Raw genomic sequence first — 25,459 nt, 5'->3', positions numbered from 1 at the left:
ACCTGCCGTGTTCGCGCTAACACTATGAAAATAAGGGAAATTCGCTCTTTGCCTGTGCAGCATTCCGGGTTAAGACCCGCTTGGATCAGGACGGAGGCCATCGGCAATGACCATCACCATCGGGATCAACGGTTTCGGCCGCATCGGGCGCTGCACGCTGGCGCATATCGCGGAATCGAACCGCAACGATGTGCAGGTCGTCGCCATCAACGCCACCGGGCCGATCGAAACCAACGCGCACCTGCTCAAATATGATTCGGTGCATGGCCGGTTCCCGGGCGTGGTGCGGGTGCAGGACAATGTGCTGGACCTTGGCCGCGGCCCGATCCGCGTGATGTCCACCTACAATCCCGAAGAGCTGGATTGGGAAGGCATTGACGTCGTGCTGGAATGCACCGGCAAATTCAACGACCGCGACAAGGCCGCCGTCCACCTTGGCCGTGGCGCCAAACGGGTTCTGGTTTCGGCACCGGCCAAGCGGGCCGACAAGACCGTGGTTTACGGTGTGAACCACCGGCAACTGGGGCTGGAGCATCTGGTCGTCTCGAACGCCTCCTGCACCACCAACTGCCTTGCCCCGCTGGCCAAGGTGCTGAACGACGCCATCGGCATCGAATCGGGCATCATGACCACGATCCACAGCTATACCGGCGACCAGCCGACGCTGGACCGCCGCCACAAGGATCTGTATCGCGCCCGCGCCGCCGCCATGGCGATGATCCCCACCTCGACCGGCGCCGGCAAGGCGATTGGCGAAGTGCTGCCGGAACTGGCGGGCAAGCTGGACGGTTCGGCCATCCGTGTGCCCACGCCGAATGTTTCGGCGGTGGATCTGACCTTTGTCGCGGGCAAGGATGTGACCGTCCATGACGTGAACGAAATCGTGCGCGAGGCGGCTGCCGGCTATATGGGCATGGTTCTCGCCTATGACCCCGAGCCCAAAGTCTCGATCGACTTCAATCACACGCCGCATTCGTCTATCTTCGCCCCGGATCAGACCAAGGTCGTCGGCGGCCGCACCGTCCGCGTTCTGGCCTGGTATGACAATGAGTGGGGCTTCTCCTGCCGCATGGCCGATGTGGCGGGCGTGATGGGGCGGCTCCTCCAGTAACCGGAGGGGTCTTGACCGACCGCATCGCTTTCGTCCTTGCCGCGCTGATCGTGGCCCTCATCCTTGGCGATATCGCCCTGAACGGCAGCGCGGGACTTGTCTTCGCGCTGCGGAAATTTGCCGACTTCGTGGAATATCTGTCCTTCTGGCGCTGACAGGTGCAGTCTGTCGTTGATCGTCACGCTTTTTTCGTGATGTTAGCGCTAGCATCATCGCGCGCGAGTCGCGCCGAAGACAGGAGGGTTTCATGGCCGTCAAAGTTGCCATCAACGGATTTGGCCGGATTGGCCGCAATGTGCTGCGGGCGATCATCGAATCGGGCCGCACCGATATTGAAGTCATTGCCATCAACGATCTGGGGCCGGTGGAAACCAATGCCCATCTGTTGCGCTTTGATTCGGTGCATGGCCGTTTCCCCGCCACGGTGACCACCGGGCCGGACTGGATTGACGTTGGCCGCGGCCCGATCCGGGTGACGGCGTTGAAGAACCCCGCCGATCTGCCGTGGTCGGATGTCGATATCGTCATGGAATGCACCGGCATCTTCACCTCCAAGGAAAAATGCGCGGCGCATCTGGAGAACGGCTCGAAGCGGGTGCTGATCTCGGCCCCCGGCGAAGGCGCGGACAAGACCATTGTTTACGGCGTGAACCATGGCACCCTGACCCGCGACGATATCGTGGTGTCGAATGCCTCCTGCACCACCAACTGCCTGTCGCCCTTTGCCAAGGTGCTGAACGATGCCATCGGCATCGAAAAAGGCATGATGACCACGATCCACAGCTATACCGGCGACCAGCCGACGCTGGACACGATGCACAAGGATCTTTACCGCGCCCGTGCCGCGGCGCTGTCGATGATTCCGACCTCGACCGGCGCCGCCAAGGCCGTGGGTCTGGTGCTGCCCGAGCTGAAGGGCAAGCTGGACGGTTTCGCCATCCGCGTACCGACGCCGAATGTCTCGGTCGTGGACCTGAAGTTCATCGCCAAGCGCCCGACCACGGTGGAAGAGGTGAATGCCGCGATCAAGGCCGCCGCCGAATCCGGGCCGCTGAAGGGCATTCTGGGCTATACCGAGTTCAAGAATGTCTCGTCCGACTTCAACCACGACCCGCATTCCAGCGTCTTCCACATGGATCAGACCAAGGTGATGGACGGAACCTTTGTCTCGGTGCTGTCGTGGTATGACAACGAATGGGGCTTCTCGAACCGGATGGCCGATACCGCCGTGGCGATGGGCAAGCTGATCTGAACCGCGCCTTCGGGCCGGGCAAACGGGCGCCGCAGGGCGCCCGTTTTTGCATGACCTATGCGATAGACGCATGGCGTCGGGGCGAGATCGGCCATTGTTAGCGCCATCATGTTTCCCATATTCTGCATATGCGAAGGGGACAAGCCATCCGGGCCTCCCGCTCGCCGATGAAAGGAAACGCTATGAAATCCCTGTTTGCCCAGATCCGTGAAGAAGCCGAAAAGCGCGCCCTCTACCGTCGCACCCGCGACGAGATCGCTGCGATGCCGCGCCACATCGCGCTTGACCTCGGCATCTTCCCCGAGGACGCCGCCCTGATGGCGCGCAAGGCCGTCTGGGGCTGAGGCCCAAAGACTGTGCGACGACACGGGGGCCAGTTGGCCCCCTTTTCATTTCCGGGCGCCGAAGAATTTTCGTCCGAAAATTCTTCTGTCAGCCGACAATCTTCATGCCAGCCGAAAATCGCCGCGCATTGGCCTGATAGCCGGTCGCAGAGGCGATCAGCCGCGCCTTCGCCGTGTCATCCAGCGCACGCACCACCTTGCCCGGCGCGCCCATCACCAGCGAACCCGGTGGGATCGTCTTGCCCTCGGTCACCAGCGCAGCGGCCCCCACCAGCGAGCCGGCGCCGATCACCGCATGGTTCAGCACCGTCGCCCCCATGCCGATCAGACTGCCCTCTTCGATGGTGCAGCCGTGCAGCATCGCCTTGTGGCCGATGGTGCAATTCGCCCCGATGGTCAGCGGCGCCCCGATATCGGTGTGCAGCACGCAGTTTTCCTGCACGTTCGAACCGGCGCCGATGCGGATTTCCTCATTGTCGCCGCGGATCACCACGCCGAACCAGATGTTCGCCCCCGCCTCGACCACCACGCGCCCGATCAGAACGGCGGTGGGGGCGATCCAGGCCGTGGGGTGGATTTGCGGCGTGATGCCGTCCAGTTCACAGATCATCTGGCGTCAAACTCCCGGTTCAGGTTGCGCACGAAATCGGCCAGCGCGGGCTGACGGTCGCGCCGCAGCCGCTCGGCCTGCAGGATGGTGACCAGTTCGGCAAAGGCGCTGTCGATGTCGCGGTTCACGATCACATAATCATATTCGGCCCAATGGCTGATCTCGGCCTGCGATTTCGCCATGCGCCCGGCGATCACCTCATCGCTGTCCTGCGCCCGGCTGCGCAGGCGGCGCTCCAGTTCGGCAATCGAGGGCGGCAGCACGAAGACCGACACCACATCGTCGCGCATATGCTGCTTGATCTGCTGCCCGCCCTGCCAGTCGATGTCGAACAACGTATCGCGCCCGGCCTTCATCGCCGCCTCGACCGGGCCGCGGGGGCTGCCGTAATAATTGCCAAAGACCTCGGCATGTTCCAGCATCTGGCCGGTTTTCACCATGTCCTCAAAAGCTTCGCGGCTTTTGAAGTAATATTCCCGCCCGTCTTCCTCGCCCGGGCGCGGGCTGCGGGTGGTGGCCGAAACCGAAAAGCGCAAGGTGGCATCCCATCCCATCAGCCGCCGGGCCAGCGTCGATTTGCCCGCGCCGGACGGCGAGGAAAGGATAAGAAGAAGCCCGCGGCGGGTCTGATCTTGGGCCATGGTCATTCCACGTTCTGAACCTGTTCGCGCATCTGATCTATGACCGTTTTCAGGTCAAGCCCGATCCGGGTCAGCGCCAGCGACTGCGCCTTGGAACAGAGCGTGTTGGCCTCGCGCATGAATTCCTGCATCAGGAAATCGAACTTGCGGCCCACCGGGCCCGCTTCGGCCAGAAGGGCGCGGGCGGCGCTGACATGGGCGGCCAGCCGGTCCAACTCTTCCTGCACGTCATTCTTGACCGCGATCAGCGCCAGTTCCTGCGCAACACGCGCCTCGTCCACGCCGTCGGCATGGGCCAGCACGCGCGCAAGCGCCTCGCGCAGCGTGGCCGAGGCAGTCTCGCGGCGGGCGGCGGCTTCGGTGGCGGCCTGTGCGGTCAGGTCGGCGATCTGGTCAAGCTGGCCCGCGATCACCGCGTTCAGGGCGGCGCCCTCGGTCGCGCGCATTGCGGCGAAATCGGCCAGAAGCGGCGGCAGATCGGCAAGGATCGCGGCGCGCAGCGGGGCGGTGTCGGTCTCGGTCGCGGCGCTGTCCAGCACGCCGCGCACCGCCAGCACATCCGCCGCCGTCGCCTGCGCCAGCGTCACCCCCGCCGACATCGCCGCCGCCTCGACCTCGGCCAGCGCCGCCAGAACCGAAGCCAGCGTCGGCACGTTCACCCGCAGCCCTTCGGCGCCCTCACCCGCGCCATCGCGCGCCACCTTCAGCGTCAGGCTGACATTGCCACGCTGCAGGGCACGGCCCAGTTCGCCGCGCAGCGCCAGTTCCAGCCCGTCGATCCAGTCCGGCACCCGCAGCCGCAGGTCCAGCCCCTTGCCGTTCACGCTGCGGATGTCCCAGGCCCAGGAATGGCCCGCCCCCTGCCCCTTGCGGGCGGCAAATCCGGTCATCGAGATGGTCATGGGTGATCCCCCGGGATGTTTACCATTTGTGAAGATTCTCCGCCAAATCGGCGGCATCGGGTGTAGCCTTAAGAAGTTGGTAACAGGTGTTGCGGCAGAGTTAACCAGTCTTCGGCCCTCCCGCATCCCGGGGACCGTCCGCGGCGCCCGGCAAACAGAAGGAGGACGCAATGGACCTGACATTCCTTGGCTCGGAGCGCAAGTCGATGCCCCCGTCCTTTCCCCATCTGGCCCAGACCCGCGCCTATTGGGAGGCGCTGCGCCGCGACGGTCGCCTGCCCCGCCGCGAAGAGATCGACCCGCGCGGTCTTTCGGGCGCGCTGGAAGAGGTGTTCCTGATCGAGCGGATCGCGCCGGGGATGGCGCGGTTCCGGCTGGCGGGAATGCACTTCCTGGACCTGATGGGCATGGAGGTGCGGGGAATGCCGCTGTCCGCGCTCTTCGAACCGGCCGCGCGACGCCGGCTGTCCGACGCGTTGGAAGCGGTGTTCACCGTGCCTTCGGTGCTGGAGCTTTGGCTTGAGGCCGAGCGGGGCATCGGCAAGCCGCCGCTGACCGGGCGGCTGATCCTGCTGCCGGTGACCGGATCGCGGGATGAGCCGTCGCTGGCGCTGGGCTGTCTGCAAAGCCAAGGCAACATCGGACGCGGGCCGCGCCGCTTTGCCATCGCCGGGCTGGTGCGTGAGGCGCTGATGGTCGCGGGGGCCGCCCCGGCTGCCCGGCCCGAACCGCAGCTTGCCGAACCCGCTGCCCCCTACCTGCCGCCACCGCCCCGGCAGATGCCGCATCTGCGGCTGGTCCATTCGCGCGATTGACCGGCGGGACCGAAAATTCTTCGGCGAAGAATTTTCTTTCCCCGGCGTTGCAAAGGAAAAGGGCGGCCCAAGGGCCGCCCTTTTCCTGTCCGGGCCGCTTACAAGGCGACGCGGCGAGCCTCTTCGCGCTGCGATTGCAGCTCTTCGGCCACCAGAAACGCCAGTTCCAGCGACTGGCTGGCATTCAGCCGCGGGTCGCAGGCCGTGTGGTAACGGTCGGCAAGGTTTTCGTCCGATACCGCCCGCAGGCCGCCGGTGCATTCGGTCACATCCTGCCCGGTCATCTCGAAATGCACGCCGCCGGGGATGGTGCCTTCGGCCTTGTGGATGGCGAAGAACTCACGCACTTCGCGCAGCACCGCTTCAAACGGACGGGTCTTGTAGCCGGAGGCCGCCTTGATCGTGTTGCCGTGCATCGGGTCGCAGGACCAGACGACATTGGCGCCCTCCTCCTGCACCGCCTTGATCAGTCGCGGCAGGTTGTCGCCGACCTTGCCCGCACCGAAGCGGGCGATCAGGGTCAGGCGGCCCGCCTCATTGGCCGGGTTCAGCTTGGCCATCAACTGCTTGAGGTCGTCCACCGTCGTCGTCGGTCCGCATTTCAGCCCGATCGGGTTCAGTACGCCACGGCAGAATTCGACATGGGCGCCGTCCACCTGACGGGTGCGGTCGCCGATCCAAATCATATGACCGGAGCCTGCCACATTCTGGCCGGTGATCGAATCGACCCGGGCAAGCGCCTCTTCATACTCCAGAAGCAGCGCCTCGTGGCTGGTGTAGAATTCGACCTGGGACAGGCTGTGCGCGGTGTCGGAATTGATCCCGGCGGCGTTCATGAAGTCCAGCGCGTCGGAAATCCGGTTGGAAATCTCGCGGTAGCGCTCGGCCTTGTCATGCTCGGCAAAGCCCAGCGTCCAGGCGTGGACCCGGTGGATATCGGCAAAGCCGCCGGTCGAGAAGGCGCGCAGCAGGTTGAGCGATGCCGCAGCCTGCGTATAGGCTTGCAGCATCCGCTGCGGATCGGGAATGCGGGCTTCGGTCGTGGCCTCGAACCCGTTGATGATGTCACCACGGTAGCTGGGATATTCCACGCCGCCGATCATCTCGGTGGGCGCGCTGCGTGGCTTGGCGAATTGCCCGGCCATCCGGCCAACCTTGATCACCGGCACCTTGGCGCCATAGGTCAACACCACCGCCATCTGCAGCATCACCCGGAAGGTGTCGCGGATGTTGTCGGCGCTGAACTCGGCAAAGCTCTCGGCGCAGTCGCCGCCCTGCAGAAGAAATGCCTTGCCCTCGCCCGCCAGCGCGAGGTGTTTTTTCAGCTTGCGCGCCTCGCCGGCAAAGACCAGCGGCGGATACTTGGCCAGTTGCGCCTCGACGGCGCCCAAAGCGGCGGTATCGGGATAGTCGGGCATCTGCACCCGCGGTTTCGCGCGCCAGTCCGACTTCGTCCAACCCTTGGTCATGGGTTCCTCCCCTGCGTTAGCGGTATCGCAGGGCGATATACGGAAACGGTGTCGGAAAGCAAAGGGCGAAAGGACGCATTTTGCCGCTTGCGCCCCTTGCGGAGGGGAATTTTTCCTGTTTCCATCCGCCAAATCCGACACAATCAGGTCGCAAGATGTCCAGCCCCTCGCCCAAGGCCATTCAAACGGCCAAGGCCGCCACCTCCCGCCGCTTTGTCTTCCTGCTCTTGGACCGCTTTACCATGCTGTCCTTTGCCGGCGCGGTCGAGCCGTTGCGCATCGCAAACCGGGTCGCCGGCAAGGATGTCTACCGCTGGGTGCTGGCCGGTGAGGGCGGCACGGGCGGGTATGTCACCTGTTCCAACGGCGCCTCGTTCAAGCTGGACATCGGGCTGGAAGAGATCGAGCGCGACGACACCGTGCTGGTCTGCGGCGGCATCGACGTGCAGAAATCCACCACCCGGGGTGTGCTGAACTGGCTGCGGCGCGAGGCGCGGCGCGGGGTCACCATCGGCGGGCTTTGCACGGGCGCCTATGCCGTGGCCAAGGCCGGGCTTCTCGACGGCAAGAAGGCCACGATTCACTGGGAAAATCAGGACGGCTTTCTGGAGGAATTCGAGAAGGTCAAGCTGACGAAATCGGTTTTCGTGATGGACGGCAACCGCTGGTCCAGCGCGGGGGGCACCTCGTCTTTGGACCTGATGCTCAAGGTGATTGCCGCCGATCAGGGCGAGGATACCGCCAACACCGTCGCCGACCAGTTGATCTATTCTTCGATCCGCACCGATCAGGACACCCAGCGCCTGTCGATCCCGACCCGGATCGGAGTGCGGCATCCGAAGTTGAGCCAAGTCATCCAGATGATGGAGGGCAACATCGAAGATCCGATGTCGCCCGCCGATCTGGCTGAAGAGGTGGGCATGTCCACCCGGCAGCTTGAACGGCTGTTCCGCCGCTATCTGAACCGCAGCCCCAAGCGCTATTACATGGAACTGCGGCTGCAAAAGGCGCGCAACCTGTTGATGCAGACCGATATGAGCGTGATCAACGTCGCCTTGGCCTGCGGCTTTGCCAGCCCGTCGCATTTCTCGAAATGCTACCGCAGCCATTACAACACCACGCCCTACCGCGAGCGGGGCACCCAAGGGGTGCCCGGCCCGGGTATCGGGGTGCGGCTGTCGATCTGATCTTTCGGGCCAGCCTTCTCAGGCAAGTTTGTCGGCGCCGAAGCGGTTCGGCCCGGTGGTGCCCTTGGTTGCGAACCACACGATCAGCACGATGGCCCCGATCAGCGGCACCAGCGCAATCAAGAGCCACCAGCCCGATTTGTCCAGATCGTGCAGGCGACGAATGCCCAGACCGATGCCGGGCAGCAGATTGACCAGCGACCAGACAATCCCGATCGGTCCGGCGTTATACGAATACCCCATCTCGCCGCCCCCCATATGGCCCGAACCGCCGCCCTCAAGCACGGCGATGAGGATCGAAACAACGATCTGGAACAGCATGAACCACCAATACTCGGATCGGATCGCCCGGCCCGAGAAGGTGATGTAGTTGCGATAGGCGGATTTAACTGCGTCAACTGCGGTCATCTTGTGTCCCTCGTTTTTGTGCAGTGCCCCAAACCTACGCCTGACCCGCCCCCCTGTCTACACTGGCCTGTCCGGCAGGGTTTGCCGTTGAGGACCGATGACCCCGGCGGTTGCCGATCTGGCTTGCCTGCCGGCGGCCCGGTGCTAGGCTGGCCAAAAGGGGCGGTCATGGGTCGGATTGTTGCACTTCTGTTGCTGATGCTGGCCGGCCCTGCCGCAGCCGAGCGTTGGGCGCTGGTCGTCGGCAATGATGCTTATGAAAGCCTGCCCGGCCTGCAAAAGGCCCGCAACGATGCGCAGGCGGTGTCGGCGGCACTGACGGCGCAGGGCTTTCAGGTAACCTTGCTGACCGATGCCGGACGGCGTGACATGACACGGGCCGTCTCAGACATGGCAGCGCGGATTGCCCCGGGGGATGAGGCGCTGTTCTATTTCGCGGGCCACGGCGTCGAGATTGCTGGCCGCAATTACCTGCTGCCCGCCGATGCCCCCGCCGCAAAACCGGGGGATGAGGCGTTCCTGACCGCCGAAAGCCTTGCCGCCGATGATGTGCTGGCCACGCTGCAAGGGCGGGGTGCCGCGATTTCGGTGATGATTCTGGATGCCTGCCGCGACAATCCCTTTCCTGCAGAGGGCACCCGTTCGGCGGGGTCGGCGCGCGGGCTGGCGCCGATTGCGGCACCCGAGGGGGCTTTCATCCTGTTTTCGGCAGGTGCGGGGCAAACTGCGCTGGATGGGCTGGGGGCGGGCGACAGCAACCCCAATTCGGTCTTTACCCGGGCGCTGCTGCCCTTGCTGGCGCGGCCTGACCTGACGCTGCCCGAGGTGGCGCGGCTGTTGCGTGGCGAGGTCGAGGCGACGGCTTCGGCCATCGGCCACAAACAGCGCCCGGCCTATTATGACGAACTGACAGGGGATTACGCGCTGGCGATCACCGCTACCCGCAGTGCGGCGCCGCTGGATGATGCGGTCGTGGCGCCCAAGGGCAACCCCGCCTGTGCGGCGGCGGCAGCCGATTGGGGGCCGGTCTCGTCGCTGGGCAACGCCGCGGCGCTGCGGGCCTTTGCGGAAACCCATGCCGCCTGCGCGCCGCTGCAACATGCCGCCCTTGCCGAGGCGGAGCGACTTGAAGGCGCGGCCCCCGCCGCCCCCGCGGCACAGCAACAGCAATTGTCGCTGGTGCCCAAGGTGCCGCTCTGGGCGGTCAAGCGCGGCGTGTCGGACGGCTATGTCAATGCCCGCTCCGGCCCCGGCACCATGCACACCATCCTGTTCCGCATCCCGGCGGGCACCGGCGGCTTGCAGGTGGCCGAGTGCCGCCCGCCCGATCCGGGCGGCGGCAAATACGACTGGTGTCTGGTGCAGATCGACGGGCAACAGGGCTGGGTTTCATCCAACGGCATCGCGCGGGAATGAGGGCTGCGGTTCTGTCTCTGTTGCTGGCCTCTCCGGCGGCGGCCCTGCCCGAGGGCTGGAGCAGGCTGTCCGACCTTGCCCCCGGCATCGCGCAGGACATCCGCTATGCCCGCGCCTTCAACTTCACCGGCGCGCCGCTGCCGGGCTATGAGGTCGCCGAATGCCTGCTGCTGACCCCGGTGGCAGAGGCGCTGGTGCGGGTTCAGGCGCGGCTGGCGGCAGAGGGGCTGGGCCTGATCGTCTGGGATTGCTACCGGCCCACCTCTGCGGTTGACCGTTTTGCCGAATGGGCAGAGGGCGGGCAAGGCCCCGACCTGTCGGCGGCCTTTCACCCCGGCCTGCCCCGCAACACCCTGATCCCGCAGGGTTATATCGCCCGGCGCTCGGGCCATTCGCTGGGCATCGCGGTGGATCTGGGCCTGATCCCTGCGGGTTCCGCCCCTCCCCCGCCGCAGGCCCGCCCCGGATTGCGCTGCGATGGCCCGCTTGCGAGCCGCCCGGCGGAAAGCCCGCTGGACATGGGCACCAGCTTTGACTGTTTCTCGCCGCTTTCGGCCCTTGGCGCCGATGTCGGCGCCGAAGCCAGCGCCAACCGCGCCACCCTGACCCGCGCCATGGAGGCAGAGGGTTTTGCCGGCTATCAGGCAGAATGGTGGCACTTCCGGCATATCGCCACGCCTGCCGCCCCGCCGCAGGATTTCCCGGTGCGCTAATGCCCTTCCGGCGCCATCCGATACAGCGTGCCATCCTCGACCGAGAGGAACCAGATCGCGCCGTCCGGCGCCTCGATCACATCGCGCACCCGGCCGGTTTCCGGCGCCACGATGCGTTCCTCGGCATAGCCGGTCGGGGCGGGGATGTCCGGGTCCAGCCGCGAAATGAAATCGCTTTTCAGCGAGCCGGTGAAGATATCCCCCGCCCAGTCCGGCACCAGACGCCCGGAATAGACCATCAGCCCCGAAGGCGCGATCGAGGGCACCCAGTAATGCAGCGGCTGCTCCATGCCCTCTTTGGAGCCGCCCTCGCCAATCGGGCCGCCGCCATATTGCTCGCCCCAGGTGATCACCGGCCAGCCATAGTTGCGGCCCGCTTCCACCCGGTTCAGCTCATCGCCGCCCTGCGGCCCATGTTCGACCAGCAAAAGGGTGCCATCGGGCGCCAGCGCCGCCCCCTGCGGATTACGGTGGCCCAGCGAGAATACCCCCGGCAGGGCGCCCGGCAACTCAGTGGCCGGGCTGCCATCGGGCCGGACATGGATCACCTTGCCCTCGGCCCGGTTCAGGTATTGCGCCTGCATTCCGCCGGGTCCGGTCCCCCGCTCACCAAAACCGGCGAAGATCGTGCCATCAGGCGCCTCGACCAGACGCAGACCGAAGTGGCGGCTGCCCGGCATCGGCCCGCCCGAAAAGACCTGCCTGAACCCTTCCAGCCGGGTGCCGTCCGGGGACAAGTGCCCAAAACCAAAGGCCGATTCCGCCCCGATCCCAAGTGAGGCCGCATAGCCCAGCCAGATCACGCGGCTGCTGGCAAAGTCGCGCGGCACCATGACATCGAGCAGCCCGCCCTGCCCGCCGACAAAGACCGCAGGCAGGCCGGACACCGGCTGCCGCGCCGCACCCGTGATCAGCCACAGCCGCGCGGCATCACGCTCGGTCACCAGAAACCGGCCATCAGGCAGGACATCCACCGCCCAAGGCTCTTCCAGCCCGGTCAGCAGCGGCGTGATCTGCATCGGCCCGGCCGAGGTTTCGACCACGGTCGCGGCAAGCGGGCCCGGCAAAAGGCCAAGAACGGTAACAAGGGCAAAGCGCATCGGCTCCTCCGCTTTGGCAATGGCGCAATTGTGCCGACGGATGGCCGCATCGTCCAGCATGGCCCGCCCCAAAGGTGACGCCAGGGAAGGCGCCGCCGCCTTCCGCAACCCGTTTTCCGGCCCCTGCCACACCCTTTCCTTTTGTTTCGGGCCGCACTAGGCTCTCGCGCAGGATCACGATCCAAACAGGGAGACTACCAATGAAAAAAATGCTCATGGCCTCGGCAGCCACGCTGGCGATGGTCGGTGCTGCTTCGGCTGAAGACGTCAAGCTCGGCATCCTGATCGGCTTCACCGGCCCGATTGAATCTCTGACCGGCCACATGGCCGCTGCTGCGGAAAATGCGATGGCCGAGGTGAATGCCTCGGGCAAGGCGCCGAATGGCTGGAATTTCGTTTCCGTGCGCGGCGACTCGACCTGCGCCGATTCGGCTGCGGCGACCGCCGCCGCGGAACGCCTGATCACCGCCGAAGGGGTCAAGGGCATCATCGGCGGCGACTGCTCGGGCGTGACCCGTGCCGTGCTGACCAACGTTGCCATGCCCAACGGCATCGTGATGGTGTCGCCCTCGGCCACCTCGCCCGCACTGTCGGCCGACCCCGATGACGGCCTCTTCTTCCGCACCGCCCCCTCGGACGCCCGCGAAGGCGAAGTGATGGCGGACGTGCTGCAAGAGCATGGCGTGAAGTCGATCGCGCTGTCCTATTCCAACACCGATTACGGCAAGGGTCTGGCCGAATCCATCGCCAATGCCTTCATCGCCAAGGGCGGCACCGTGACCATCAACGCCAGCCATGACGACGGCAAGGCCGATTACTCGGCCGAAGTGGCGGCGCTGGCTGCGGCGGGCGGCGACCTTCTGGTCGTGGCCGGCTATCTCGATCAGGGTGGCAAGGGCATCATCCAGGCCTCGCTCGACAGCGGCGCGTTCAGCACCTTCGGCCTGCCGGGTGGCATGGTCGGCGAGAACCTTCCCAAAACCATCGGCCCGGCGCTTGACGGCTCTTACGGCCAGCACGCCAACTCGGACGCGCAGGGTATGAACTACCTGATCGAAACCGGCAAGGCGGCGAACCCGTCCTTCGACGGTTCGGGCGCCTATGCTGCGGAAAGCTATGACGCTGCGGCGCTGATCATGCTGGCGATGGCGGCTGCGGGCACCACCGACTCCAAGGTCTACAAGGAAAAGGTGATGGATGTCGCCAATGCTCCGGGCGAAAAGGTCTATGCGGGCGAACTCGCCAAGGCGCTGGAACTGATCGCGGCGGGCACCGACATCGACTATGAAGGCGCCACCGGGGTCGAACTGATCGGACCCGGCGAATCCGCGGGCCGCTACCGCGAATTTGTCGTCAAGGACGGCAAGTATGAAACCGTGAAGTTCCGCTGATCACCGGCGCAAGCTTGACAGATCGGCACGGCCCGGGCATTGCCCGGGCCGTTGTCCAAACAAGAGGCCGCCCGGCGAAAAAAGGCGGCACAGGCTACGCAAAGCCCGGACAGGGGGAAACATGATCAAGGTCGAAAACCTTCACAGGCATTTCGGCGGCTTTCGTGCCGTTGACGGCGCCTCGCTGGAGATCCGCGCCGGCTCGATCACCGGGCTGATCGGCCCGAACGGAGCGGGCAAGACTACACTTTTCAACGTGATCGCCGGCCGCCTGCCGCCCACATCGGGCCGCGTCACCATGGCAGGCGAGGACATTACCGGCCTTGCTCCGCATGAGCTGTTCGACAAGGGGCTGCTGCGCACCTTCCAGATCGCGCATGAATTCGGCTCGATGACGGTGCGCGAAAACCTGATGATGGTGCCCGCCCGCCAATCGGGCGAAAGCCTGCTGAACGCGATGTTCCGCCGCGGCGCCGTTGCCGACGAGGAAAAGCGCATCCGCGACAAGGCGGATGAGGTGCTGGACTTCCTGACGATCAGCCATCTGGCCGATCAGCGCGCCGCAAACATCTCGGGCGGGCAGAAGAAGCTTCTGGAGCTGGGCCGCACCATGATGGTCGATGCCAAGATCGTCTTTCTGGACGAGGTGGGAGCCGGGGTGAACCGCACCCTTCTGAACACCATCGGCGACGCGATCATCCGGCTGAACAAGGAACGCGGTTACACCTTCTGCGTGATCGAACATGACATGGATTTCATCGCCCGGCTTTGCGACCCGGTGATCTGCATGGCCGAGGGCAAGGTTCTGGCCCAGGGCACGGTGGACGAGGTCAAGAATGACGAACGGGTGATCGAGGCCTATCTGGGCACCGGCCTGAAGAACAAGGTCAAAGAGGAGGCCGCCCATGGCTGAACCCTTCCTGATCGGCGAGGCGATGACGGGGGGTTACGGCCCGGTCGATATCCTGCACGCCTGCACTATCTCGGTCGAGAAAGGCCAGATCGCGGTGATCGTCGGCCCGAATGGCGCCGGAAAATCCACCGCGATGAAGGCCGTCTTCGGAATGCTGAACCTGCGCGGCGGCCATGTGAAGCTGGCGGGGGAAGACATCACCAAGCTCACGCCGCAGGCCCGGGTGCGCAAGGGCATGGGCTTTGTGCCGCAGACCCACAACATCTTTACCTCCATGACGGTGGAGGAAAATCTGGAAATGGGCGCCTTCATCCGCGAGGAAGACATCGCCGACACCATGGCGCAGGTCTATGACCTGTTCCCGATCCTCAAGCAAAAGCGCCATCAGGCCGCAGGCGAATTGTCGGGCGGCCAGCGGCAACAGGTGGCCGTGGGCCGTGCGCTGATGACCCAGCCCAAGGTTCTGATGCTGGACGAACCCACCGCAGGCGTCTCGCCCATCGTGATGGACGAATTGTTCGACCGCATCATCGAGATTGCCCGGACGGGCATTTCCATCCTGATGGTGGAACAGAATGCCCGGCAGGCGCTTGAGATTGCCGACAAGGGCTATGTCCTTGTGCAGGGCGCCAACCGCTTTACCGATACCGGCAAAGCCCTGATGGCCGACCCAGAGGTCCGCCGCTCGTTCCTGGGGGGCAACTGATGGACATTCTCAACGCCTTCGTGGCCTTTCTGAACTTCGTCTTCGTGCCGGGCCTTGCCTATGGCAGCCAGTTGGCGCTGGGCGCGCTGGGTGTGACGCTGATCTTTGGCGTGCTGCGGTTTTCCAACTTCGCCCATGGCGATACCATGGCCTTCGGCACTGCCTTTGTGATCCTGTTCACTTGGCTCTTCCAGTCCTGGGGCATCTCTGCCGGGCCGCTGCCCACGGCCCTGCTGGCCCTGCCCTTCGGCATCATCGTGACCGCGCTTTTCGTGCTGGGCACCGACCGCGTGGTCTATCGCTTTTACCGCAAGCAAAAGGCGGCGCCGATCATTCTGGTGATCGTTTCGGCAGGCGTGATGTTCGTGATGAACGGCCTTGTCCGCATCCTGATCGGTGTGGAGGAGCGCAACTTTGCCGACGGCTCGCGCTTTCTCCTCGACCCCAAGACCTTCAAGGACATCACCGGCCTGGCAGAACCGCTGGCGATCAAGACCACGGCGGCGGTGACGGTTGTGGTGGCGGTGATCTGCGTGGCGGCCCTCTTCTGGTTCCTGCAAAAGACCCGCACCGGCAAGTCGATGCGCGCCTTTTCCGATAACGAGGATCTGGCGCTGCTCTCGGGCATCAACCCCGACCGGGTGGTGCAGGTGACCTGGATCATCGCGGCGGCGCTGGCGGTGATTGCGGGCACGCTTTACGGTCTGGACAAAAGCTTTCGCCCCTTCATCTACTTCGGTCTCCTGCTGCCGATGTTCGCGGCGGCCATCGTGGGCGGGCTGGGCAGCCCGCTGGGTGCCATCGCGGGCGGCTATATCATCGCCTTTTCCGAGGTGATCGTGACCTATGCCTGGAAGAAGGTGGCGACCTATCTCTTGCCGCCGGAATGGCTGGGCGACGGGCTGTTGCAGGCGCTGTCCACCGATTACAAGGTGGCCGTCAGCTTCTCGATCCTGATCATCGTGCTGCTGGTCATGCCGACCGGCCTCTTCAAGGGGAAATGACATGCAGCAATATCGCAATCTGGTTCTGTTCGGCGCGGTGGGGCTGCTGTTCGTCATCACCGGCTTTGCCCAAAGCTGGAACCTGTCGCTGCAAATCCTGAACATGGGGCTGCTCTCGGCCATCATGGCCTTGGGCGTGAACATGCAATGGGGCTATGCCGGGCTGTTCTCGACCGGGATCATGGGCTCGGTCGCCCTTGGCGGGCTGGCGGTGGTGCTGGTGTCCAGCAAGCCGGTTCCCGCCGGTTGGGAAGCGGGCGGGCCGCGCATCGTGCTGGCGCTGGTCTTTGCGGCGGCGGCCATTCTGCTGTCGATCTTCACCTGGCGGAAGATGGCCAAGGGCACCGCGCGGACGCTGGTGCTGTCGGCGCTGCTGGTCGCGGCCTTCTTCATCTACCGCGCGGTGCTGGACCCGGCTGTCATGGCGGTCGAGGCGAACAACCCCGCCCTTGCCGGCAATATCGGCGGTCTGGGGCTTCCCTCGCTTCTGGCTTGGCCGGTGGGGGCGCTGATGGCCGCCGCCGCCGCCTGGGTGATCGGCAAGGTGGCTTTGGGGCTGCGCTCGGACTACCTTGCGGTGGCCACGCTGGGCATTGCCGAAATCGTTCTGGCGGTGATGAAGAACGAGGATTGGCTGGCGCGCGGGGTGAAGAACCTGATCGACCTGCCCCGTCCCTGGCCAGTGCCAAAGGAAGTCGATCTGCAGGTGAACCCCGCCTATCTTGAAGCGGCGGCGAATTGGGGGGTCGATCCGGTCACCACTTCGAGCATTCTGGTCAAGCTGCTTTATGCCCTTTTGTTCGGGGCCGTGCTTCTGGCGATCATCTGGCTGTCCGAACGGGCGCTCAACAGCCCCTGGGGCCGCATGATGCGCGCCATCCGCGACAATGAAATTGCCGCAGCCGCCATGGGCAAGAACGTCACCAAGCGACATTTGCAGATCTTCATCATCGGCTCGGCCGTGGTGGGTCTGGCGGGGGCGATGATGACCTCGATGGAGGGGCAGTTGACCCCCACCGCCTACACCCCGCTGCGGTTTACCTTCCTGATCTGGGTCATGGTGATCGTGGGCGGTTCGGGCAACAACTGGGGGTCGGTGCTGGGCGGGTTGCTGATCGGCTGGCTCTGGCTGATCGTCGAAAATGCCGGGCCGGTCTTCATGGGCTATCTGACGGCGCCGCTGCCGGCGGGTGAGTTGAAGACCCACCTGATCGACAGCGCCGCCCATCTGCGGCTGATCACGCTGGGGGTGGTCCTGCTGGTGGTGCTGCGCTTTGCGCCAAGGGGGCTGATCCCCGAGAAATAGGCGCCTTTGCCACGCCTCATAAACCCCCGGTGCCCTTGGCGCCGGGGGTTTTTCTTTTTCTCGGCCCCTGCCCGAATTTCAAAAGCGACAAAATACAGTCGCAGATGTGCCGACGATACCGTCAAAAGCCGATATTCAGAACCAAAGCGGCGCCAAGACGCCCCAATCGGAAGGTTTGCCCCATGAAAACCCATACCCGCGTTGTCGTGATCGGCGGCGGTGTCGTTGGCTGTTCGGTTCTCTATCACCTGACCAAACTCGGCTGGTCGGATGTCATGCTGATCGAGCGGTCGGAACTGACCTCTGGTTCCACCTGGCACGCGGCGGGCGGCTTTCACACGCTCAACGGCGACACCAACATGGCGGCGCTACAGGGCTATACCATCCGGCTGTATAAGGAGCTTGAGGCGATCACTGGCATGTCCTGCGGGCTGCATCACGTCGGCGGCATCACCCTTGCCGACAATCAGGAACGCTTTGACCAGTTGAAGGCCGAGCGCGCCAAGCACCGCTATATGGGTCTGGACACCGAAATCCTCGGGCCGGCTGAAATCGAGAAATTCACCGATGGCATGGTGAACCTGAACGGCATCATCGGTGCGCTTTATGACCCACTTGACGGCCACCTTGACCCCTCGGGCACCACCCATGCCTATGCCAAGGCCGCGCGGATGGGCGGCGCGGAAATCGTGCTGCACAACCGGGTGCTGGAGACCAACCCGACCGCCGAGGGCTGGGAAGTGGTGACCGAAAAGGGCACCGTTTACTGCGAGCATCTGGTGAATGCAGGCGGCCTTTGGGCGCGCGAAATCGGCGCGATGGCGGGGGTTTACCTGCCGCTTTTGCCGATGGCGCACCAGTATCTGGTCACCGATGATATCCCCGAGATCATGGACATCCTGAAATCCGGCCGCGAGTTCCCGCATGTGATGGACCCGGGTGGCGAAAGCTATCTGCGGCAAGAGGGCCGGGGTCTCTGCATCGGCTTTTACGAAAAACCCTGTGAGCCGTGGTCGGTCGATGGCACGCCGTGGAATTTCGGCCATGAGTTGCTGAACGAGCAATTCGACAAGATCGAAGATTCGGTGAACTTCGCCTATCGCCGCTTCCCGGTGCTGGAGCGGACAGGGGTCAAGCGGGTGATCCACGGCCCCTTCACCTTCGCCCCCGATGGCAACCCGCTGATCGGGCCGGTGCAGGGGCTGAAGAACTACTGGTCCGCCTGTGCCGTCATGGCCGGGTTCAGCCAAGGCGGCGGCATGGGTCTGGCGCTGGCGCAATGGATGATCGAGGGTGAGGTCGAGCGTGACCCGCGCGGCTTTGACGTGTCGCGTTTCGGCACCTGGACCACGCCGGGCTATACCGTGCCGAAGGTGATCGAGAATTATCAGATGCGCTTCTCGGTCGGCTACCCGAACGAGGAACGTCCGGCAGCCCGCCCCTTCCGCACGACGCCGATGTATGACACCAACACCGCGCTCCGCGCCGTCTGGGGCCAGCAATATGGACTGGAAGTGGTGAACTACTACGCCCTGCCCGGCGAGCCGACCTATGAAACTCCGACCTTCAAACGCTCGAACGCATGGGAGGCCACCCGGCAAGAGGTGATGGCGGTGCGCGAGGGCGTCGGCATCAACGAATTGCAGAATTTCGGCAAATATATCGTCAAAGGCCCGAATGCGCGGGTCTGGCTGGACCGCATCATGGCCGGGGCGATTCCGAAGGTCGGGCGTCTGTCGCTGACGCCGATGCTGGCCCATTCCGGCAAGATCATCGGCGATTTCACCGTGTCTTGCCTGTCGGAAACCGAATTCCAACTGACCGCAAGCTATGGCGCGCAGGGCTGGCACTATCGCTGGTTCGAGCAGAACGCGATGGACGGGGTGACGGTGGAAAACGTCTCGGACGCCCGCAGCGGCTTCCAGATTGCCGGGCCGAAAGCGCGCGAGCTGTTGTCGCGCGTGACCCGCGCCGATGTTTCGGCCGAGTCGTTCCGGTTCATGGATGTGAAGCAGATCACCGTGGGCATGGCGAAATGCATCGTTCAGCGCGTCAGCTACACCGCCGATCTGGGCTATGAAATCTTTTGCGACCATATGTCAGTGCGCCACCTGTGGGACACCCTCACCGCGGCGGGCGTCGATCTGGGCCTGCGCCCCTTCGGGATGCGCGCGATGATGTCCCTGCGTCTGGACAAATGGTTCGGAAGCTGGGGCCGCGAGTTCAGCCCCGACTACACCCCCTGCGAGACGGGTCTGGACCGTTTCATCCGCTGGAACAAAGAGGCGGACTGGATCGGCAAGGCCGCCGCCACGGCGGAAAAGGCCGCCGGGCCAAAGCGGCGGCTGGTCAGCTTTGTCGTCGATGCCAAGGACGCCGACGTGGTGGCATGGGAACCGATCTGGCTGGAGGGCGCGGTGGTCGGCTTCTGCACCTCGGGCGGGTTCAGCCATGGCACGGGCAAATCGGTGGCCATGGGCTTTCTGCCCGCGGACAAGGTGCAGGACGGGCTGGCCTGCGAGATCGAAATTCTGGGCGAACGGCGCCGCGCGACCGTCCACCTCGCGCCGCTCTGGGATGATGGCGGACGGATGCGGGGCTAAAGCGGTTTGCCGTCAATCTGAATCAGATTGGAGGCAAACCGGGACAGACACGCAGCGGGCACGGGCAAGCTTCAAAGCCCGCGCCATTCCAGCCATTGGCCATGAAACCCGGCGCGGCCAAGGGCGACCTGCCGGTCACCCGGCCAAAGCCGCAGGGTGACGGCGGCGCTGCCCGGGGTAGCATCCGCCTCCATCGCCAACCAGGCCAGTGGCGCCGCAGGCGTGGCCCGGCTGCCTGCCTCTGCCATCGCGGCGGCGATGCGGTTCTGCGAAGCCGCCGGAAAATACTGATGCGCGATGGTGTGGCACACCAGATGGCAGCGCCCTTCCGGCGGCGCCGCCAGCCGCGACTCAAGCCAATCCGCCGCTTCGCCCCTGTCCACCTGCAGCGGGGCCACCGCCGCCACATCCAGCGCCTGCCGCAGCCGGGCCAGCCGCGCAGCCTGATCGGGCCAGACATAGGACATCAGCCGCAACCCGTCCGCGCCCGGGTCCAGCGGATTCAGATCGACGCCCCGCGCCTCGGCCACCGCAACCCCACCCGGCACCGGCGGCACCCCGCGCCAATCGGGCTCAAGCACCAGCGCGGCATCGGGATCACCCAGAGAAACGCCTGCTACATCAAGCCTATAGCACGCAAAGTTCAGGTTCAGCCCGGCACTCGCCCCCAGTTCCGACACCTGCAATGGCAGCCCCGACCAGTGCGCCACCGCAGCCGCCCCGGCAAGCAGGACGGCGCTGCGCCCCACCTCATTGGTTTGCGGGGTATTGGCCATCCAGCCGGTCAGAAACCCCTCTTCGGCGCGCAAGACCCGGGCCAGTGCCGCGGCGATCCCCGGCGCCTCCTGCGGCGGATAGCAGGCGGCAAGATCATCCGCCTGCCCGGTCAGCACCAGATGATGCAGCCCGCCCGCCAAGCGCAGCGGCAGCGAGGCACCGGATGGGCCGGGGTCGCCCGGCCACCCTGCCATCAGCCGACCCAGCCCGCTTTCATCGGCAACCAGCTCCGGCAACAACCGCATCAGCCGCGCGGTAAAGGGCGAACCAAGCCCGTCACAGGCCCGGGCCTGCACCTCAAAGGCCACAATCAGATCGTCACGCATGGGTCACCTCCTGATGGCAACCTGCCACGGCAGGCAGATAGGTCAATGATAATGACCCATATGATACAATTGGTGATCACGGTTCCCTTGGCCGGCGGGGCACCCTAGGCTGATGCAAAAGGAGAGGCCCATGCCGGAACCCGCCATTCTGATCCTTGCTGCCGGGGCCGCCACACGGATGCGCGGTGGCGACAAGCTCTTGGAACTCATTGACGGCGAAGCGCTTCTGACGCGGATCGCGCGGGCGGCGCTGGCAACCGGCTGGTCGGTAACGGTGGCGCTGCCGCCCGACCGCCCGGGCCGGGGCGCGGCATTGGCAGGGTTGAACCTGCGCGCGGTTACCGTGCCGGACCCCGGCCCCGGTATGGCGGCCAGTCTGGTTGCCGGGCTGCGGGCGATGCCTGCGGGGCCGGTGATGCTGCTCTTGGCCGATCTGCCGGAAATCACCGCCGACGATCTGATCCAGATGGTCCGCGCCCATCAGGACGCCCCCGAACTGATCCACCGCGGCACCGCCGCAGACGGCACACCCGGCCATCCGGTGATCTTTCCCGGCTGGACGCGGCCGGAATTGCTGCGCCTTGAAGGCGATCAGGGCGCGCGCGCGGTGATCCGCCAGCACAGCGACCGGCTGCGCCTGACCGCCCTGCCCGGCGCCCATGCCACGACCGACCTCGACACACCCGAAGCCTGGGCCGAATGGCGCGCCCTACGCGGCGAGTAGCACCCGCGCCTCATGCGCCTTGAGCGTCAGCCGCGCCGAGGGGAAGGCCACATCCATCGCGGCAAGTTCTGGGAACAGCGTCAGGATTTCTTCGCTCGCCTCGCCGCCCATCCCGTCGAGCATCCGCTGCGCCGGCTGGAAGCTTTCGCTCCATGCGCCGTCGGCCAGCACGATTTCATGCCGGTCGAACATGATGTGAACATAGGTGACCCCGCCGGTCAACACCTGCTCCACCCCCGGCAGGCCGGTCAGATGGGTGGCGGCCACCAGAACCTCGCCCTCGCCAAACAGCATTTCGGCCTGCCAGCCTTCCATCAGCATCCGGTGTTGCGGCGACACCTTCATCTCCCGGTGGGGCAATCCCTGCCCCAGCGCGCCCTGCGCGATGCGCACCGGGCGCAGTTTCGGCTGCACGATCAGATCGGCCAGACTGAGCTTGCGCTGCCCAACCCAGCGCAGCGGCTGCAAGCCGTTGTCGCGCGTCAGCACCAGATCGCCCGCCACCAGATCCTCAACCGCCACCTCGCCCCGGTCGGTCACGATGCGCGTGCCGGGGGTAAAGCAGGGAATGACCTTCTCGATATTGCTGAAGGCCATGGTGCCGATGACAGCGCCTGCGGCATCCAGAAATTCCACCGTGCCGTTTTCGCCGTTCAGCGGGTCATAGGTGATGTTGGTCAGCGACCAGCCCCAGGCCGACAGGTCCAGCACATCATTGTCGCCGGCATTCTCGCCGCCATCCACCGTGTCGCCCGGGCCGCCGATGATCGTGTCATTGCCAATGCCGCCATAGATCAGGTCGGCCCCCGTCCCACCCTCGATCAGGTCATTGCCGGCATCGCCGTCAAGCGTATCATTGCCCGCACCGCCGCGCAGGGTGTCATTGTCGGCGCCGCCGTAAAGCAGGTCATCGCCGCCACGGCCGTCGAGGCTGTCATTGCCCGCACCGCCGTAGAAAACATTGGTGAAAAGATCGCCCGGCGTGGAGCCCTGCCCGTCATAGCCCAGCAGCACATCATCCCAGGCCGAGCCATAGATGCCGTCGATCCCGCTAAGGGTATCGCCCTGCGCATCGCCGCCCGACCCGGTTCCGGCGGCAAGATCCACCGTCACCCCGGCGCCCGAAGTGCTGTAATCGGCATAATCCTGCCCGGCGCCGCCCGAGATCAGATCGGCCCCGGCGCCGCCGGTGATGGTATCGCTGCCCGTGCCGCCCGACAGGTTGTCGGCGCCCGCACCGCCATAGATCAGGTCGTCGCCGTCATCGCCGCTGATCGTGTCATTGTCGTCGCCGCCGCTGAGGGTGTCATTGCCGCCGCCGCCCACCAGACTGTCGGCCCCCGAAGAGCCATCGAGCGAATCGTTGCCCGCCCCGCCGAACAGCCGGTCATCGCCGATGCCGCCGAACAGCCGGTCATCGCCATCCCCCCCCACAAGGCTGTCATTGCCGTCGCCACCTTCGAGCAGGTCATTTCCGGCACCACCGTCCAGCGTGTCATGCCCGCCGTCGCCACGCAGCGTGTCGTCGCCCTCGTCCCCGAACAGGCTGTCGGCATCGTTGCCGCCCGACAGGACATCATTGCCAAGACCACCGTAGAGCGTGTCGCTCCCGGCTTCGCCCGACAAAAGATCGTCATTGTCGCCGCCATAGATCAGGTCGGTGCCGTCGCCGCCCATGAGGGTGTCATTGCCGGTGCCGCCCAAGAGCGTGTCATCACCGATGCCGCCGAACAGGCTGTCGGCCCCGGCACCGCCATCAAGGCTGTCATTGCCGCCATCGCCCAAGAGCGTATCGGTGCCGTCGCCGCCAAACAGCCGGTCATTGCCGTCGCCGCCCACAAGGCTGTCATCGCCGATGCCGCCGTAAAGCGAATCGTCCCCGGCCTCGCCGAACAGACGGTCGTTGCCGTCACCCCCCGACAGGCTGTCATTGCCGTCGCCGCCGTAAAGCGTGTCGTCGCCCAGATCGCCGTTCAGCGTGTCATTATCCGCGCCGCCGAACAGTTGGTCGGCGCCGTCACCGCCGTTCAGCAGATCGGTCCCCGCATCACCGTAAAGCGAATCCGCCCCGGCATCGCCGTTGAGCGTGTCGCTGCCGTTGCCACCATAAAGCGTGTCGCTGTCGGCCCCGCCCGACAGGCTGTCATTGCCGTCGCCGCCGTAAAGCTGGTCATTGCCGGCGCCGCCCGAAAGCGTGTCATTTCCCGCCCCCTCGGCCGCCTGCGGCACTGGCACGGTGTTGACATAAAGCTCGTAATAAAAGCCCGAAGTGCTGTTGTTGGTGTTGCTGCCGGTGGCGCTGACGGTCAGCGACGAAAAGGGCACGTTGATGGTGATGGTGCCGACATTGCCCGATGCGCCCGAGGTGCGCACCAGCCGCCCGGAGCCGTCGATCGTATAGCCGGTCCCGGCAAGGCTGACGGTGCCATTGGCAATCGCCGTGGTCAGGTTCAGCGTCACGCCATCGATGATCAGGGTCATCTGTTCGTTGGCGTCAAAGCCGGTGACGAGCAGTTGTGCCCCCGCCACCTGCGACGACATGGTGTGGGTATGCGTCTCGGTCGAGTCGCCGTTGCCGATCCGCCAACCCGAAACCGTCCCCGAGGTGCCGGCCGTCAGGTTGTTGTCGCCCGAAACCGTCTGGACGGTGAAGTTCGGCCGCCCCGAGGTGCCCGCGACCGATTGCGTCGCCGCCGTGACCTCGGTGTAAGAGGCGGTATAGCTGATGCCCGCGCCCGCCGCGCCACCGTAAAGCACATCGTCGCCGGTGCCGCCTTCGATGCTGTCATGGCCCGAGCCGCCGTCGATCGTGTCGTTCTCGCTGCCACCGTCGATGGTGTCATTGCCATAGCCGCCGGTGATGCTGTCTGCGCCCGAGCCGCCGAACACCTGATCATTGCCAAGACCGGCATGAACCGTGTCATTGCCGGCCCCGGCGCGGATATAGTCGCCGTTGCCCGATGTGCCGGCATAGCCCGTGGCGTCGCCGTTATCCACGCGGTCGCCATTGGCGTCGCCGGTATAGCTGGTGTCGATCAGGTCGTTTCCGGCCGTGCCATCGACGATGCCATCCAGCGCCGCGGGAACACCGCCTTCGGAACTCAGCGAGAAGACGCCAAGCGGATCGTTGGTGTCGAAATCATTGTGGGCATAGGTGGCCAGCATCGCCGCATTGCTGGAACCTTCGGCCAGAATCTGGCTGTTGGTGCCGTTGGACATGCCGACTGTGGCCTGCCCGGTATAGCCGTTGGTGAAGCCGATGCTGCCATAGATGAACTCAACATCGAAATCGCCGCCGCCGGTCGCGGTCAACACCATCTGGAAGCTGTTGGTGCCGCTGCCGGTATAGGGCGCGACGTTTAGCCAGGTGATGGTGACCTTGCCCGAAGTCGGGTCGAGATCCCAGATGATGTCGCCGCCCTTGGAAATGTCGATATCGGTCCAATAGGCGGCAATCGACGGTTGCCCCATCGCGGTCAGCGCGGTCGAGGGCGTATAGGTGTGGTTCGAGCTGGCAAAGGTCACCAGCCCGTTGGTGTTGATGTAGATCGAGCTGTAGGAGGTGCCGTAGACGTTCATCCCCGCCGGGCCGAACACCGACGAGATGTTGACGCTGACCGAACCGTCATCAAGGTTGCCGGAATAGCTGGACGCCTTGAACGAATTTTCGCCGTAGCCGGTGCTGCCGCCCAAGCCGCTGTTCATCGTCGCCATGGCTTACCCCCGCACCGTTTCGATCCC

The 25,459-nt window shown here is 65.0% G+C and carries 23 protein-coding genes; 15 read left to right on the top strand and 8 right to left on the bottom strand.

Annotated features, from left to right (window positions below):
- The first annotated feature begins 106 nt into the window (after nt 1–106).
- The 4 genes from gap (HS053_RS04515) to HS053_RS04500 all read left to right on the top strand — a co-directional run bounded on the left by gap (HS053_RS04515) (nt 107) and on the right by HS053_RS04500 (nt 2,707).
- A complete protein-coding gene (gene gap, locus HS053_RS04515; protein ID WP_174210009.1) occupies nt 107–1,111 on the top strand; it encodes a type I glyceraldehyde-3-phosphate dehydrogenase in 1,005 nt (334 codons plus the stop codon).
- A gap of 11 nt (nt 1,112–1,122) precedes the next feature.
- A complete protein-coding gene (locus HS053_RS04510) occupies nt 1,123–1,266 on the top strand; it encodes a hypothetical protein (protein WP_174210008.1) in 144 nt (47 codons plus the stop codon).
- A gap of 92 nt (nt 1,267–1,358) precedes the next feature.
- Nucleotides 1,359–2,363: a type I glyceraldehyde-3-phosphate dehydrogenase gene (gene gap, locus HS053_RS04505; RefSeq protein WP_174210007.1), complete on the top strand. Its 1,005-nt coding sequence runs from the start codon at nt 1,359–1,361 to the stop codon at nt 2,361–2,363.
- Nucleotides 2,364–2,545: 182 nt separating this feature from the next.
- Complete coding sequence (locus tag HS053_RS04500) at nt 2,546–2,707, top strand: hypothetical protein (RefSeq protein ID WP_174210006.1); 162 nt, start codon at nt 2,546–2,548, stop codon at nt 2,705–2,707.
- An 88-nt stretch (nt 2,708–2,795) separates the two neighbouring features.
- On the opposite strand, the gene HS053_RS04495 is transcribed toward HS053_RS04500, so the two are convergent.
- From HS053_RS04495 to HS053_RS04485, 3 genes are read right to left on the bottom strand one after another with little or no spacing between them, the layout of a single operon-like run.
- Nucleotides 2,796–3,317, bottom strand: coding sequence for a gamma carbonic anhydrase family protein (locus HS053_RS04495; RefSeq protein WP_174210005.1), 522 nt, complete (start codon nt 3,315–3,317; stop codon nt 2,796–2,798).
- Nucleotides 3,314–3,958: a guanylate kinase gene (gene gmk, locus HS053_RS04490; RefSeq protein ID WP_174210089.1), complete on the bottom strand. Its 645-nt coding sequence runs from the start codon at nt 3,956–3,958 to the stop codon at nt 3,314–3,316. The genes HS053_RS04495 and gmk overlap by 4 nt, the downstream gene beginning before the upstream one ends.
- A 2-nt stretch (nt 3,959–3,960) precedes the next feature.
- A complete protein-coding gene (locus HS053_RS04485) occupies nt 3,961–4,860 on the bottom strand; it encodes a YicC/YloC family endoribonuclease (protein WP_174210004.1) in 900 nt (299 codons plus the stop codon).
- Nucleotides 4,861–5,030: 170 nt separating this feature from the next.
- On the opposite strand from HS053_RS04485, the gene HS053_RS04480 reads away from it, so the two are divergent.
- A complete protein-coding gene (locus HS053_RS04480) occupies nt 5,031–5,675 on the top strand; it encodes a PAS domain-containing protein (protein ID WP_241699745.1) in 645 nt (214 codons plus the stop codon).
- Between the two features lie 98 nt (nt 5,676–5,773).
- Here the strand turns inward: HS053_RS04480 and HS053_RS04475 are convergent, their stop codons facing one another.
- The gene (locus HS053_RS04475) at nt 5,774–7,144 is read right to left on the bottom strand and encodes a class II 3-deoxy-7-phosphoheptulonate synthase (protein WP_174210003.1); all 1,371 of its coding nucleotides are present in this window, start codon (nt 7,142–7,144) and stop codon (nt 5,774–5,776) included.
- 155 nt (nt 7,145–7,299) lie between these two features.
- Between HS053_RS04475 and HS053_RS04470 the strand changes: the two genes are divergently transcribed.
- Nucleotides 7,300–8,331, top strand: a complete 1,032-nt coding sequence (locus HS053_RS04470) for a GlxA family transcriptional regulator (protein WP_174210002.1) — start codon at nt 7,300–7,302, stop codon at nt 8,329–8,331.
- A gap of 18 nt (nt 8,332–8,349) precedes the next feature.
- Here the strand turns inward: HS053_RS04470 and HS053_RS04465 are convergent, their stop codons facing one another.
- A complete protein-coding gene (locus HS053_RS04465; RefSeq protein ID WP_174210001.1) occupies nt 8,350–8,739 on the bottom strand; it encodes a DUF805 domain-containing protein in 390 nt (129 codons plus the stop codon).
- A gap of 168 nt (nt 8,740–8,907) precedes the next feature.
- Between HS053_RS04465 and HS053_RS04460 the strand changes: the two genes are divergently transcribed.
- The gene (locus HS053_RS04460; RefSeq protein WP_174210000.1) at nt 8,908–10,155 is read left to right on the top strand and encodes a caspase family protein; all 1,248 of its coding nucleotides are present in this window, start codon (nt 8,908–8,910) and stop codon (nt 10,153–10,155) included.
- Nucleotides 10,152–10,868 (top strand): M15 family metallopeptidase, encoded by a 717-nt coding sequence (locus HS053_RS04455; RefSeq protein WP_174209999.1) that lies wholly within the window; start codon nt 10,152–10,154, stop codon nt 10,866–10,868. Before HS053_RS04460 ends, HS053_RS04455 begins: the two co-directional genes overlap by 4 nt.
- Here HS053_RS04455 and HS053_RS04450 read toward each other — a convergent pair.
- Complete coding sequence (locus HS053_RS04450; protein WP_241699744.1) at nt 10,865–12,028, bottom strand: PQQ-dependent sugar dehydrogenase; 1,164 nt, start codon at nt 12,026–12,028, stop codon at nt 10,865–10,867. The genes HS053_RS04455 and HS053_RS04450 overlap by 4 nt on opposite strands.
- Nucleotides 12,029–12,168: 140 nt before the next feature.
- On the opposite strand from HS053_RS04450, the gene HS053_RS04445 reads away from it, so the two are divergent.
- From HS053_RS04445 to HS053_RS04420, 6 genes are all read left to right on the top strand, one after another.
- Nucleotides 12,169–13,359 (top strand): ABC transporter substrate-binding protein, encoded by a 1,191-nt coding sequence (locus tag HS053_RS04445; RefSeq protein ID WP_174209998.1) that lies wholly within the window; start codon nt 12,169–12,171, stop codon nt 13,357–13,359.
- A gap of 121 nt (nt 13,360–13,480) precedes the next feature.
- Complete coding sequence (locus HS053_RS04440) at nt 13,481–14,272, top strand: ABC transporter ATP-binding protein (protein ID WP_174209997.1); 792 nt, start codon at nt 13,481–13,483, stop codon at nt 14,270–14,272.
- Nucleotides 14,265–14,978, top strand: a complete 714-nt coding sequence (locus HS053_RS04435) for an ABC transporter ATP-binding protein (protein ID WP_174209996.1) — start codon at nt 14,265–14,267, stop codon at nt 14,976–14,978. The genes HS053_RS04440 and HS053_RS04435 overlap by 8 nt, the downstream gene beginning before the upstream one ends.
- Nucleotides 14,978–15,982, top strand: a complete 1,005-nt coding sequence (locus tag HS053_RS04430) for a branched-chain amino acid ABC transporter permease (protein ID WP_174209995.1) — start codon at nt 14,978–14,980, stop codon at nt 15,980–15,982. The genes HS053_RS04435 and HS053_RS04430 overlap by 1 nt, the downstream gene beginning before the upstream one ends.
- A gap of 1 nt (nt 15,983) precedes the next feature.
- Nucleotides 15,984–17,288, top strand: a complete 1,305-nt coding sequence (locus HS053_RS04425) for a branched-chain amino acid ABC transporter permease (protein ID WP_174209994.1) — start codon at nt 15,984–15,986, stop codon at nt 17,286–17,288.
- Between the two features lie 182 nt (nt 17,289–17,470).
- On the top strand, nt 17,471–19,891 hold the full coding sequence (locus HS053_RS04420; RefSeq protein ID WP_174209993.1) for a GcvT family protein: 2,421 nt from the start codon (nt 17,471–17,473) through the stop codon (nt 19,889–19,891).
- 71 nt (nt 19,892–19,962) lie between these two features.
- Here the strand turns inward: HS053_RS04420 and HS053_RS04415 are convergent, their stop codons facing one another.
- Nucleotides 19,963–20,994, bottom strand: coding sequence for a DUF2332 domain-containing protein (locus HS053_RS04415; protein ID WP_174209992.1), 1,032 nt, complete (start codon nt 20,992–20,994; stop codon nt 19,963–19,965).
- 130 nt (nt 20,995–21,124) lie between these two features.
- On the opposite strand from HS053_RS04415, the gene HS053_RS04410 reads away from it, so the two are divergent.
- Nucleotides 21,125–21,718, top strand: coding sequence for a nucleotidyltransferase family protein (locus HS053_RS04410; protein ID WP_174209991.1), 594 nt, complete (start codon nt 21,125–21,127; stop codon nt 21,716–21,718).
- Here the strand turns inward: HS053_RS04410 and HS053_RS04405 are convergent.
- A complete protein-coding gene (locus HS053_RS04405) occupies nt 21,704–25,432 on the bottom strand; it encodes a Hint domain-containing protein (protein WP_174209990.1) in 3,729 nt (1,242 codons plus the stop codon). The two genes, HS053_RS04410 and HS053_RS04405, sit on opposite strands and share 15 nt — an antisense overlap.
- Between the last annotated feature and the right edge of the window lie 27 nt (nt 25,433–25,459).

The organism is Tabrizicola fusiformis (assembly GCF_013328815.1).
Taxonomy (GTDB): domain Bacteria; phylum Pseudomonadota; class Alphaproteobacteria; order Rhodobacterales; family Rhodobacteraceae; genus Fuscibacter.
Note: the sequence above shows the minus strand (reverse complement) of the source record. Positions and strands in the feature narration are given on the sequence as shown.